We start from the raw sequence: 11,726 nt of genomic DNA, 5'->3' as shown, positions 1-11,726 counted from the left end.
TCCTCGGCCCCCACCCTGCGCTGCACCTCCGGCTCAGACCGTCCCGTCTTCCGCCTGAGCCTGCGGTTCCGCTCCGGGCGCGTGCCTCGTTCCTCGGCCCCCACCCTGCGCTGCACCTCCGGCTCAGACCGTCCCGTCTTCCGCCTGAGCCTGCGGTTCCGCTCCGGGCGCGTGCCTCGTTCCTCGGCCCCCACCCTGCGCTGCACCTCCGGCTCAGGAGGTGCGGAGCTTCCGCCACGGCACGCCGATCTCGCCCAGCAGCTCCCGCAGCAGCGGCAGGCTCAGGCCCACGACCCCGTGGTGGTCGCCCTCGATCCGGTCCACGTAGGGGCCGCCGAGGCCGTCGATCGTGAACGCGCCTGCGACCTCCAGGGGCTCGCCGGTCGCCACGTAGTCGTCGATCTCGGCGTCGTCGAGGTTGGCGAACCACACCGTCGTGGAGCTGGTCGAGCCGAGCGTCGCGCCCGTGCCGCCCGCCTCGTCGTCGCGCAGGTCGACGATCCAGTGGCCGGTGTGCAGCACGCCGCGGCCACCGCGCATGGCGCGCCAGCGCTCGCGCGCCTCGTCGGCGTCGGCGGGCTTGCCGTAGATGACGCCATCGATCTCCAGCATGGAGTCGCAGCCGACGACGATCCGGTCGCCCTCCGACTCCGTCTCCATGTCGCCCGACTCCAGCGCGGACGCCACGTCCTCGGCCTTGGCCTGGGCGAGCAGCAGCACCGCGTCGACGGGGTCGAGGTCGCCGAACCGCTGCGCGGCGTCGGCGAGGATCTGCTCCTCGTCCACGCCCGACACCAGCACGTCCGGGCGGACGCCGGCGGAGCTCAGGGTCGCGAGTCGGGCGGGGGACCGGGAGGCGAGGACCATACGAGGCACGCGCGCCAGAGTACTGAGGATCGGCGGCGGGGTAATCCGGAATGCGTGATCGTGGCGAGTGTCACCCCGCCGAGAACCGGGGTGGCGGCCAGGTTGCGCTCCCGATCCGGCCCGAATCGGGCCCGTTCCTGTCGGTCCGGTTCGAGAAGGCGATCAGGTATCGCCTTGGGTCTGCGGGCGACACCTGATCGCCTTCTCGAACCGGACTCACGCGCGGGGCCGGCTGCGGCGGCCGCCCAGCTCGACCTGCAGGCCCAGCACGCCGCCGTGACCGGGAAGCCAGCCGAGCCGTCGAAGGTGCGCCGCCACCGCCGCCGTCCTGCGTGAAGACCACCTGGGTGGCGTCGGGCGGGACGCCGTTGTCGATGCAGGAGAGACGGGCGAACGTCTCGGCCGGGGACTCGTCGTGCTCGTCGGCGAGGTCAAACCAGGGATGTACCTGCTCGGCGTCGCGCCTTCCCCGAAGCAGGTCGTGGACCCTGACGAGTCCTTCCGCGTCGAGAAGGTGCCGATGCAGCACGTTGCTCATCACCGCAACGGCGTTGTCCCGTGGTAGCCCGGGGAGTGCTTGTGAGAGCGCGTGGTCGATCCGTGCCACCTCCCGGCGTCCGAGCCTGCTCGTGGCGAAATCGCGGTACTGCCGGACGACGATCCCCTGGCGCTCCTGCCGGCGCTGGCCGCCGGGCAGCGCGACCTCAGGGAGGATCGTCAGGGGCAGTCCCTCCACTCCGTGCAGGGCGAGAGAGCAGGCACCGACGGCGATCCCGTGCCGGACCGCGAGCATCGCGATCCACGCGGTGCGTCGGCGGAGGTGGTCGTGAAAGTCGTCCCGACGGCGGAGACGTGGGGGCACTGGGTCGGTGTCGTAGACGGCCGTGGTCACCCGACGCCAGCGGCGCTGGTCGATCAGCCGGGCGACCCGCTGCCTGCCGAGCCCGGCGGCGTCGCACTGCGCCTTCGACACGATGCCCTCCTGGTGGAAGGCGTCGGCAAGGACATCCGACGGGATGAGGCTGAGCTGGCGCATGCACCGATCGGAGCAGAGCCCGCAGGCCGGGCGTGGCGTGGCTGGCGGCTCATGTGGGCAACCGGCCTCTTCGGCCCCATGTGGTCGGCCTCGGATCCAGGTGTCGCCGTGCCCAGATGCCTGACGACGGACTGGTCGCGTCCTGCGGGAGGCGCCCAGTCGCGGAGGGGAGGCCAGAGCGGGGCTTGCGAGCGCTGGTCTCCACCGACCAGAGGGCCGTCAGGCACTGCGGTGGTCCAGTTCGAGAAGGCGATCAGGTATCGCCACATGGATCGAGGCCATACCTGATCGCCTTCTCGAGGCGGACCGAGGCGGACCGAGGCGGACCGAGGCGGACCGAGGCGGAACGCGAGGCCGGCCAGGCCCGGAGCTACGCCAGCGCCTCGCGCAGGACGTCCAGGCCCACAGACCCGAGGTTGAGAGCGCGGGCGTGGAAGACCTTGGCGTCGAACTCCGCGCCCCGCGCGGCGGCCGCGGCCTTGGCCTCGTCGCGGGTCTGCTCCCACAGGCGCTGGCCCACCTTGTACGACGGCGCCTGCCCCGGCCAGCCGAGGTAGCGGTTGTACTCGAACCGGACGAAGGCTTCGGCCATGTTGACGTTGGCCTTGAGGAACGGCCACGCCTTCTCGGCGTCCCACGTGCCGCCGCCCCACTGCTCGGGGGCCGGCAGGCCGAGGTGGACGCCGATGTCGAACACGACGCGCGCGGCGCGCATCCGCTGGGCGTCGAGCATGCCGAGGCGGTCGCCCGGGTCGTCCATGTAGCCGAGGTCGGCCATGAGGCGCTCCGCGTAGAGCGCCCAGCCCTCGCCGTGCCCGGAGACCCAGCAGGCGAGACGGCGCCACGTGTTCAGGGTGTCGCGGGCGAAGACCGCCTGGCCGCACTGCAGGTGGTGGCCCGGCACGCCCTCGTGGAAGACGGTGGTCTTCTCGCGCCAGGTGTTGAACTCCGTGACCTCCGGCGGCACGGACCACCACATGCGCCCGGGGCGCGACCAGTCGTCGCTCGGCGGGGTGTAGTAGATGCCGCCGGTCTGCGTGGGCGCGATCATGCACTCGAGGGTCAGCACGGGGTCGGGGATGTCGAAGTGCGTGCCGTTCAGCGCGACGATCGCCGCGTCCGACGTCTCCTGCATCCATGCCTTGAGGGCGTCCGTGCCGAGCAGCTTGCGGGTCGGGTCGGTGTCGAGCACCCGCACGGCGTCCTCCACCGTCGCGCCGGGGCCCGCGATCTGCCGGGCGACAGCCTCCTGCTCGGCGACGACGCGCGCCAGCTCCTCCAGACCCCACTGGTAGGTCTCGTCGAGATCGACCTCCGCGCCGAGGAAGACGCGGGAGAACAGTGCGTAGCGGTCACGGCCCACCGCGTCCTGCTCCGGCGCCTGCGGGGCGAGCTCGGACTCCAGGAAGCCGGCGAGGGTGTCGTAGGCCTCGCGGGCCGCGGTGGCACCGTGCTCGAGCTCCTTGCGCACGAGGCTGCAGGCGGCGGAGTCGTCGAGGACGGCGCCCGCCTCGGGGCCGTTCACGAACGTCGTGAAGAACGATTCCGCGCCCGCGAGCTCGCGCGCCTGCGTCACCGTCTCGCGCACCTGGCGGATCGCGGCGACGTTGCCCCGCTCCGCGGCGGTGCGCAGCGACGTGATGTAGCCCTCGACGGCGCCGGGCAGCGCGTTCAGGCGCGCGGCGATGTTCTCCCACGCCTCGACGGTTCCGGTCGGCATGACGTCGAAGATGTCGCGCAGCTCCTGCACGGGGGAGGCGATGTTGTTGAGCGTCGCCAGCGGCTCGCCCGCCTCGTGCAGCTCGAGCTCCAGGCCGATGCGCTCGCGCATCGCGGCCAGCGTCACGCGGTCGACGTCGTCCGCGGGCTCCAGCCTGTCGAGCTCGCGCAGCACGGCCCGGCCCGCCTCGGCCGACGCTTCGTGGCCCGCGGGGGACAGGTCGGTCATGAGGTGGTCGTAGCCGGACAGGCCCATGGCGGTCGCGGCCAGCGGGTTGATCTCGGCGATCCGGGTCACGTACGAGTCCGCGACGGCGTCGACCGCTGTAGGGGTGCGGGTGGTGGGTGTGGTCACCCGGCCGAGCCTACTTCGGAAGCCCGCGTGGCGGCCGAGGCTTTTCCGGCAGGTCCGCACGTCGCCGAGGGCCGACGGCGGTGCCGTCGCCGGTGGGCTGCGCCCGTCTCGTAAGGTGTCCTGCGGCGAGCGAGCGCTCGTCCATCAGGGGAGGGCAGCCGTGGCAGCACCGTCCGAGCAGGACACACCGCCGACCCGTACCGAGCTGCGGTGGAGCATCGTCTTCGTGCCGATCCTGCTTGCGGGGATGGCCGGCTTCGCTGTCATCGTCGTCCTGGCGATCGCCGCGGCCGACGGCCCGTTCGACACGGTCGGCATTGCGCGCCCGTCACCCCTCTGGGCACTCGTCGTCGGGGTCACCCTCGCCGAGGCGATGATGATCGGAGGCCTTCGCCAGCAGTTCTCGACCTTCGCCCGCGCGCGGCGGCTCGGCGTCCGGGACGACCGCCGGACGCGCTGACACGCCCCCGGTCAGGCGCGGCTGCGTGCCGCTTCCGCCAGCGGGACCAGGCGGGCCGCGAAGGCGCGCTGCCCCTCGCCGGCCTCCGGGGTCCACCACGAGTCAGGGATGGGCACCGTCTCGACCGGGACGTCGCGCCGTCCGAGCACCGTCGTGAGCAGCACCCCCATGGTCGACGGCAGGGTGAGCACCCGCTGCCCCGCCTTCATGCCGGACAGGCGCAGCTCGAGCGCGTCGCCCGGGTCGGCCATCGTCACGCCCGGGGTGCGGGCGAGCACCCGCATCACGGAGTCCTCCTCGCGGCGGTGCGGCACGTACAGCAGCGGCCCGTGGGCGGCGAGCGACAGGACCCAGCCGAGATACGGGTCGGGCTCGATCAGGCCGTCGCCCACGAGGCCGGAGCCCAGCACGACGGTCGGCTCCGCCGGGGTCTCGTCCATGGCCTGCGTCGACAGCCAGGCGAACTCGTTGCGGACCACCCGGACCCCGACCTCGGCGAGGCGCGCGGACACCGATGCCCCCAGCGGAAGGGCGGTGAAGACGGTGAGCCGGCCGCGGCGGGCCAGACCCCGCAGCCGGGCCGCGGCGAGGCGGCCAAGGAGCCGCCGGCCGGGACTGAGCTGGGCGCCGGGCCGGATCAGGGCTGCGCGGGGCGAGGCGAGGATGCGGGCCAGGTCGAGGGCGGCGAGGCCGTCGTCGACCAGCACGATCGAGCGGACGGGGCGCGACAGGAGCGCGACCTGGAACAGGCCCGAGAACGCCTCGCCGACGATCCGGCCGGGCTCGAACGACGTCAGCGCCGCCCAGCTGCCCCGCACGTCGAGGGTGATCCCCTCGGGGAGGGCCGCTTCCGCGATGGCGGCGCCGACCCGGTCCAGCGCGTGCACGTCCGACCTCACGTGCACCCGCGTCGGCGTGCCGCCCAGCCCGGCGGCGTGCGCCTCGACGGTACACAGGAGCTGGAACGGCGACTCGACGAGCGCCCCCACCTGACGCGCGCCTCCCGCGAGGGTCCCGGCGGGCCGAGGCGGGCGGGAGCCAGAATCACGCTGACGCGCGCCTCCCGCGAGGGTCCCGGCGGGCCGAGGCGGGCGGGAGCCAGAGGGGCCCGGGCTCACGACCGTAGGCTCCAGCGCCACGCGTCCGCGTTGTGCCGGCCGGAGCGCCCGCCGAAGTTCTTCGCCGTCGCTCCCGCGCCGTTGCCGCGCAGGCTGCGGGACCGGTTCGTCCACTCGTGGACGGGCGCCGCGTCGTCCGGGACGACGGCGGACGCGACCGCCGCGAGGCCCGCCACCAGCGCGGCGACCTCGACGTCGTCGGGCTCGCCACGGACCACGCGTACCTCGGAGCTCATCGCCCGCCGCCCCCGTGCTCGTGGTGGCCGTCCTCGTCGTCGTCCTCGAAGCCGTCGAACGACGCCGCCTCGCCGCGCGAGGCCGCCCACTCGACCACCTCGTAGCCGCCGTCGCCGAGCTGCGCCGCAACGCCTTCGCCCGCCGAGTCCAGGAGATCGATCACGCCGCCGATGGTCGCGTCGCCGCCCTTCGCCGTGACGAGGAAGCCCAGGTAGAAGGGCTCCGCGCCGGCCGGGTGCTCGTGCGTCTCGAGCTCCGCCTCGTCGTCCTCGTCGGGCTCCCACACGGACGACGTCAGGTCCGGGTGCATCCCCAGCACGTCGTGCAGCGAGTCGAAGAGGCCGGCGTTGAGGTGCCCGATCCTGTCCTCCAGAGCCAGGATCCGCGGATCCTCGTCGGCCTCCGACGCTCCGAACTCCGCCCGGACGCCCACGGCCGACTTGACGTACTCGTGCAGTGCGGCCGCCAGGGCGTCGACGGCGCGGTGCATCGGCTCGGGATCCACGGCGCCCAGGGGGGCGGGGCCGTGGGTGGCGTCCTCATGACTCATGCGTTCCTCCGGGCTCGGGGTGGTGGTCCATTGTCGCGCGCCCCGGACGGTGCGAGCGACCGACGATCAGAGCGGCACGTTGCCGTGCTTCTTGGGCGGCAGCGTCGCGCGCTTGGTGCGCAGCGCCCGCAGGGCACGCACCACCTGCACGCGCGTCTCGGACGGGCGGATCACCGCGTCGACGTAGCCGCGCTCGGCCGCGTCCCACGGGTTGACGATCGCCTCCTCGTACTCCTCTGTGAGCCGCTTGCGCTCGGCGTCGACGTCACCGCCCGCCTCGGCGACGGCGGCCAGCGCGCCGCGCTGCAGGATGTTCACCGCGCCGCCGGCACCCATCACGGCGATCTGCGCCGTCGGCCACGCGAGGTTGACGTCCGCGCCGAGCTGCTTCGACCCCATGACGATGTACGCGCCGCCGTACGCCTTGCGCGTGATGACCGTGACCAGGGGGACCGTCGCCTCCGCGTACGCGTAGATCAGCTTGGCGCCGCGCCGGATGATGCCCTGGTGCTCCTGACCCACGCCCGGCAGGAAGCCCGGCACGTCCACGAACGTCAGGACGGGCACGTTGAACGCATCGCACGTTCGCACGAACCGCGCCGCCTTCTCGGCGGCGTCGATGTCGAGCGTGCCCGCCATCGCCTGCGGCTGGTTCGCCACGATGCCGACCGCCTGGCCCTCCACGTGCCCGAACCCGATCAGCACGTTCTGGGCGTACAGCGGCTGGACCTCGAGGAACGACTCCGGGTCGACCACGGCCTCCACGACGGCGCGCATGTCGTACGGCTGAGAGTCGCTGTCGGGGACGAGCGTGTCGAGCGCCTCGTCCTCGTCGGTGACCTCCAGGACGACGTCGTCCGGCGGGAACGCGGGCGCGTCGCTCAGGTTGTTCTGCGGCAGGTAGGAGACGAGGTGGCGCACGTAATCGATGGCGTCGTCCTCGTCGTGGCCCATGTAGTGCGCCACGCCGCTCTTCACGTTGTGGGTGCGGGCGCCGCCGAGCTCCTCGAAGCCGACGTCCTCGCCCGTCACCGCCCGGATCACGTCCGGGCCGGTGATGAACATGTTGGACGTGCCGTCGGCCATCACGATGAAGTCCGTCAGCGCGGGGGAGTACACCGCGCCGCCCGCCGACGGCCCCAGGATCAGCGAGATCTGCGGGATCACGCCCGACGCCGCCACGTTGCGGCGGAACATCTCCGCGAACTGCGTCAGTGCCGCGACGCCCTCCTGGATGCGTGCGCCGCCGCCGTCGCTGATGCCGATGATCGGCACGCCCGTGCGCAGCGCCAGGTCCTGGACCTTGGTGATCTTCTGGCCGTGCACCTCGCCGAGGCTGCCGCCGAACACCGTGAAGTCCTGGCTGTAGACGCACACCTGACGGCCGTCGATCGTGCCGTAGCCGGTCACCACGCCGTCGCCCGCGATCCGCTTCTTCTCGAGCCCGAAGTTCCGGCTGCGGTGCCTTGCCAGCGCGTCCAGCTCCACGAAGCTGCCCTCGTCGAGCAGCGCGTCGATGCGCTCTCGGGCCGTCTTCTTGCCGCGCTTGTGCTGCTTCTCGCGCGCGACCTCCTCGGGGGCGTCGATGGCCTCTGCCCGGCGGCGGTCCAGGTCGTCGAGCTTGGCCTGCGTCCCGGCGAGCGTGGTGGTGGCGTCGTTCACGGAGCCGAGCCTAGTTGGCGCATGCTGCCAACTCGATGGGAGAGCCGCCAGCGGGTTCGCGGGTGTGGTTGTGGGAACCCTCCAAGCGCGGTCCGGCGAACGCGAGGATGATGGGGTTCGTGATGCTGAGCCTCGACCGTCCCCCGCTCGACCTCGCCCGCCTCGCCCCGCTCGCCGGGCCCGGTGGCGCGTTCGGACGGATCGAGGTGGTCGACACCTCGCCCTCCACCAACGCCGACCTCGTCGCCGCCGTCCGCCTCGACCCCACGGCGTGGCCGGCGCCCGCCGCTCTCGTCGCGGAGCACCAGACGGCCGGCCGTGGACGCGCGGGCCGCACGTGGGAGACACCGTCCCGGGCGGCGCTCACCGTGTCGGTCCTCCTGCGGCCCGCCGTCCCGGCGGCGTCGCTCGGCTGGCTTCCGCTGATCGCCGGCCCCGCCGTGGTCCGCTCGCTGCCCGACGACGTCCGCCGCACCTCCCAGGTCAAGTGGCCCAACGACGTGGTCGTCCGGGTCGCGGGAGCCGACGCCGACCCGCTCGGGACGGCGGACCCCAACCCGTACGGGCCCGGGCGGCGCAAGGTCGCCGGGATCCTGGCCGAGGTGGTCCCGTCCGGCCCCGGCGGGCGGCCGGCCGTCGTCCTCGGCATCGGCCTCAACGTGTCGCAGGCCGCCGACGAGCTGCCCGTCCCCACCGCGACGTCCCTGGCGCTCGCGGGGGTGCACGAGCTGGACCGGACCGCTCTGCTGGTGCGGCTGCTCACCGAGGTGAGCTCCGCCGTCGGGCGATGGGAGGCCACCGGTGGCGACGTGGCCGCGGCCGGGCTGGACGTGGAGTACGCAGCCGTGTCGGCGACGCTCGGCGCGCGAGTGCGGGCCGAGCTGGCCGACGGCACCCAGGTTCTCGAGGGCGAGGCCGTGCGGCTGGACCCGACGGGCGCGCTCGTGGTGCGCACCGACGACGGCGAGGAGCACTCCGTGGCCGCGGGCGACGTCCACCACCTGCGGTGAACCGCCGCACCAGTGGCCCCCAGCCGGCTCTGACCGGGCTCCCAGGGGGACGCCATACGCTTGAGGGGTGCTGCGTCACACCGAGAACTCCCAGAATCAGGCCGCGCCGGAGGCGGGCAAGGCCGACGTCGTCGACCCCGCGCCCGACGAGCCCGAGGTCGACGGCGCCCTGGGCGTCGACACCGCGGCCCGCCTCGACGAGGCGATCCTCGGCGGAGCGCGCCGGTACACGCTGTCGGAGCTGATCGAGCGTACCGGGCTCTCGCAGGAGTTCATCGAGTCGTACTGGCGGTGGATGGGGCTGCCCGTCACGCACCCCACCGAGCGCTGGTTCACCGACGCCGACGAGATCGCGCTGCGCGAGATCGCCGAGCTCTTCGAGACCGAGCAGATGGACCATCGCGCGCAGATGACGTTCGTGCGGTCCATGGGGCACACCACCGAGCGCCTGGCGCTGTGGCAGGTGGAGGCCCTGGTGGAGCACTTCGCACGGCGCCACGAGCTCGACGACGCCAGCGCGCGGCTGCTCGCTCTGGACCAGCTGCCGCCGCTCGCGGAGACGCTCGGCCGCCAGCTCGAGCACGCCTGGAGGCGCCAGCTCGCCGCGCTCACGGGGCGCATGGCCATCGAGTTCGCGGGTGCGCGCGCAGGCGAGCCCACCGACTCGCACCAGCTCCCGCTGCCGCGAGCCGTCGGCTTCGCGGACATCGTGTCGTTCACGAAGCGCACCGCGGGCCTCGGGTCGGCGGAGCTCGCAGAGTTCGTGCAGCGGTTCGAGGCCGGTGCGCGCGACGTGATCACCACTGCGGGCGGGCGGGTCGTCAAGACGATCGGCGACGCGGTGCTGTTCGTCGCCGACGACGTGACCACCGGCGCCGAGGTCGCGCTCGGCCTGGCCGAGTCCACCGCTCGCGCGCTCGGTACCGCCGGGCCGGAGGACGCCGAGATCCCGGTCCGCGTCGGGTTCGTGTGGGGGCGGGTGCTGTCGCGGTTCGGCGACGTGTTCGGGCCGTCCGTGAACCTGGCGTCCCGGCTGACGGAGCTCGCCGAACCCTCGTCGGTCCTGGTGGACACCTCGACGGCGACCCAGCTCGCGACCAGCTCCCGGTACGCGCTGACCGCGCAGCCCGAGCAGGACGTACCCGGCATCGGGCCGCTCGTCCCGGTGCGGCTGCAGCGGGCCTACGCCGGCTGAGCCGGAGGTGCAGCGCAGGGTGGGGGCCGAGGTACGAGGCACCCGCCCGGAGCGGAACCGCAGGGTCAGGCGGTCAACTCATACCGGCTGACGCGTCATTCGGCCGGGGGCTGACGAATCCGCCCCGAGAAGGCGATGCGGCATCGTTGCCCGTCGGTCGGCGATGCCTGATCGCCTTCTCGAAGCGGACAACCCAGCTACTCTGCCGTCCGGCTGCCCCGCAGGCGCCTCAGGCTCGCCATCGCGCCGGGCAGGAGGCGGGACTGTGCCCACCGCTCGGCGGCGAACGTGCTCAGGTTGCCCGCCGACCACCGGGAGTCGAAGAGCCGCTTGGCCGCCGCGACGGCCTCGGGCCGGCGCTCCGCGATCTGGCGGGCGAGCACGAGGGCGTCCTCGAGCGGGGTGTCGCTCACCGCACCGGCCAGCCCGAGCGCGACGGCCTGCTGGCCAGAGAACTCCTCCGCGGTGAACGTGAGGCGCTTCGCGGTCTCGATGCCGACGAGCTGGGACAGCGTGCGGATGCCGGTCATGTCGGGCACGAGGCCGCGCGACGTCTCGGCGACGCACCAGCGCGCATCCGGGGCCGTGACGCGTAGGTCAGCGCCGAGCGCGAGCTGCAGGCCCGCGCCGAAGACCGGTCCGTGCAGGGCCGCGATCACGGGGACGGGCAGGCGTCGCCACGCCCACACCGCCTCCTGGAACGGGTTGGTGCCGCGCCACGTCGGCAGGAAGGCGAGCAGAGCCCCCTTCGGGTCGCGGGCGGCGGCGCCGAGGTCCATGCCGGCGCAGAAGGCCCGTCCGTTGCCGGAGATCACCACGGCTCGCAGACCCGCGTGCCGCCGGAGCCGGTGCGCCGTGACGGCCAGCTCCCGGATCGTGTCGATCGAGAGCGCGTTGAGCTTGTCGGGGCGGTCGAGCCGGACGTCGGCAATGTCGTCGGCGATGGTGACGAGGACGCTCACGGGCTCAGCCTAGGTGTCACAGGCTGACGTACGTGCCGATCTGACCCATGTGCGCGGGTTCGAGCTTGCCGACCTTGAGCTCCACGACGACGTACCGGAGCTGCCGCACGTGGAAGAGCAGGAGATCGAGGAAGAACTCGTCTCCGCCGACGTCGAGGCGCACCTGCCGCCCCACGAAGGCCATGCCGCGTCCGAACTCGAGGAGCGTGTCCTGGATGCGGTCCATGAGGGCCTGCTCGACCAGCCTCGCTGACCGGAGAACTCGCGGCGCAGGTCGTTGGAGAGCTGGTCGACGACCTTCGCGCCCCACCCCTGCTGCTACTGCCGGTCCAGGATGTCCTTCCCCACGGACCAGTACAGGCGCAGCATCTCGGTGTTGGCGGAACGGGCCGCGCGGAACTGAGCGGTGCGCACCCGCCGCTTCAGCTCGTCGAGGAACGCGGCGTATCCGGCGGGGCGGGTGGCTTCGGGGCCGGTCGTAATCGTCATGGCCAAAGTCTGATATAGGTGCCGCGTCAACGCATCTCAACTGTTGCGTAGATCCAACAAACGCTA

At 73.0% G+C, this 11,726-nt stretch carries 13 protein-coding genes; 3 read left to right on the top strand and 10 right to left on the bottom strand.

What is annotated here, in order from left to right; genetic code table 11:
* Nucleotides 1-213: 213 nt before the first annotated feature.
* From L1785_RS02500 to L1785_RS02490, 3 genes are all read right to left on the bottom strand, one after another.
* Entirely contained in the window at nt 214-867 is a 654-nt protein-coding gene (locus tag L1785_RS02500) for a Maf family protein (protein WP_268914756.1), read from the bottom strand.
* A gap of 70 nt (nt 868-937) precedes the next feature.
* Nucleotides 938-1,903 (bottom strand): hypothetical protein, encoded by a 966-nt coding sequence (locus tag L1785_RS02495; RefSeq protein WP_236087554.1) that lies wholly within the window; start codon nt 1,901-1,903, stop codon nt 938-940.
* 370 nt (nt 1,904-2,273) lie between these two features.
* Entirely contained in the window at nt 2,274-3,977 is a 1,704-nt protein-coding gene (locus L1785_RS02490) for a DUF885 domain-containing protein (RefSeq protein ID WP_236087553.1), read from the bottom strand.
* Nucleotides 3,978-4,137: 160 nt separating this feature from the next.
* Between L1785_RS02490 and L1785_RS02485 the strand changes: the two genes are divergently transcribed.
* Nucleotides 4,138-4,437: a hypothetical protein gene (locus tag L1785_RS02485; protein ID WP_236087552.1), complete on the top strand. Its 300-nt coding sequence runs from the start codon at nt 4,138-4,140 to the stop codon at nt 4,435-4,437.
* Nucleotides 4,438-4,448: 11 nt separating this feature from the next.
* Here L1785_RS02485 and L1785_RS02480 read toward each other — a convergent pair whose 3' ends face one another.
* From L1785_RS02480 to L1785_RS02465, 4 genes are all read right to left on the bottom strand, one after another.
* Entirely contained in the window at nt 4,449-5,426 is a 978-nt protein-coding gene (locus tag L1785_RS02480) for a hypothetical protein (RefSeq protein WP_236087551.1), read from the bottom strand.
* A gap of 125 nt (nt 5,427-5,551) precedes the next feature.
* Nucleotides 5,552-5,791 (bottom strand): acyl-CoA carboxylase epsilon subunit, encoded by a 240-nt coding sequence (locus L1785_RS02475; protein ID WP_236087550.1) that lies wholly within the window; start codon nt 5,789-5,791, stop codon nt 5,552-5,554.
* Nucleotides 5,788-6,342: a hypothetical protein gene (locus L1785_RS02470; RefSeq protein ID WP_236087549.1), complete on the bottom strand. Its 555-nt coding sequence runs from the start codon at nt 6,340-6,342 to the stop codon at nt 5,788-5,790. The genes L1785_RS02475 and L1785_RS02470 overlap by 4 nt, the downstream gene beginning before the upstream one ends.
* Nucleotides 6,343-6,408: 66 nt before the next feature.
* Nucleotides 6,409-8,004, bottom strand: a complete 1,596-nt coding sequence (locus L1785_RS02465) for an acyl-CoA carboxylase subunit beta (RefSeq protein WP_236087548.1) — start codon at nt 8,002-8,004, stop codon at nt 6,409-6,411.
* Nucleotides 8,005-8,114: 110 nt separating this feature from the next.
* On the opposite strand from L1785_RS02465, the gene L1785_RS02460 reads away from it, so the two are divergent.
* Both L1785_RS02460 and L1785_RS02455 read left to right on the top strand, forming a co-directional pair.
* A complete protein-coding gene (locus L1785_RS02460; RefSeq protein ID WP_236087547.1) occupies nt 8,115-9,014 on the top strand; it encodes a biotin--[acetyl-CoA-carboxylase] ligase in 900 nt (299 codons plus the stop codon).
* A gap of 67 nt (nt 9,015-9,081) precedes the next feature.
* Complete coding sequence (locus L1785_RS02455) at nt 9,082-10,209, top strand: adenylate/guanylate cyclase domain-containing protein (protein WP_236087546.1); 1,128 nt, start codon at nt 9,082-9,084, stop codon at nt 10,207-10,209.
* Nucleotides 10,210-10,406: 197 nt separating this feature from the next.
* On the opposite strand, the gene L1785_RS02450 is transcribed toward L1785_RS02455, so the two are convergent.
* The 3 genes from L1785_RS02450 to L1785_RS02440 form a co-directional block, all read right to left on the bottom strand.
* On the bottom strand, nt 10,407-11,171 hold the full coding sequence (locus L1785_RS02450; RefSeq protein ID WP_236087545.1) for a crotonase/enoyl-CoA hydratase family protein: 765 nt from the start codon (nt 11,169-11,171) through the stop codon (nt 10,407-10,409).
* A gap of 16 nt (nt 11,172-11,187) precedes the next feature.
* Nucleotides 11,188-11,397 carry a PDDEXK nuclease domain-containing protein gene (locus L1785_RS02445; protein WP_236087544.1) on the bottom strand — a complete coding sequence of 70 codons (210 nt, stop codon included), beginning with the start codon at nt 11,395-11,397 and terminating at the stop codon, nt 11,188-11,190.
* Between the two features lie 92 nt (nt 11,398-11,489).
* Entirely contained in the window at nt 11,490-11,660 is a 171-nt protein-coding gene (locus L1785_RS02440) for a DUF1016 N-terminal domain-containing protein (RefSeq protein WP_236087543.1), read from the bottom strand.
* Between the last annotated feature and the right edge of the window lie 66 nt (nt 11,661-11,726).

It is taken from the genome of Antribacter soli, from assembly GCF_021568775.1.
Taxonomy (GTDB): Bacteria; Actinomycetota; Actinomycetes; order Actinomycetales; family Cellulomonadaceae; genus Antribacter; species Antribacter soli.
Note: the sequence above shows the minus strand (reverse complement) of the source record. Positions and strands in the feature narration are given on the sequence as shown.

What these genes read in the sequence shown, in the direction of transcription:
- L1785_RS02500 (WP_268914756.1), bottom strand. Translation starts at nt 867, where the DNA reads ATGGTCCTCGCCTCCCGGTCCCCCGCCCGACTCGCGACCCTGAGCTCC.
- L1785_RS02495 (WP_236087554.1), bottom strand. Translation starts at nt 1,903, where the DNA reads ATGCGCCAGCTCAGCCTCATCCCGTCGGATGTCCTTGCCGACGCCTTC.
- L1785_RS02475 (WP_236087550.1), bottom strand. Translation starts at nt 5,791, where the DNA reads ATGAGCTCCGAGGTACGCGTGGTCCGTGGCGAGCCCGACGACGTCGAG.
- L1785_RS02470 (WP_236087549.1), bottom strand. Translation starts at nt 6,342, where the DNA reads ATGAGTCATGAGGACGCCACCCACGGCCCCGCCCCCCTGGGCGCCGTG.
- L1785_RS02460 (WP_236087547.1), top strand. Translation starts at nt 8,115, where the DNA reads ATGGGGTTCGTGATGCTGAGCCTCGACCGTCCCCCGCTCGACCTCGCC.
- L1785_RS02445 (WP_236087544.1), bottom strand. Translation starts at nt 11,397, where the DNA reads ATGGACCGCATCCAGGACACGCTCCTCGAGTTCGGACGCGGCATGGCC.
- L1785_RS02440 (WP_236087543.1), bottom strand. Translation starts at nt 11,660, where the DNA reads ATGACGATTACGACCGGCCCCGAAGCCACCCGCCCCGCCGGATACGCC.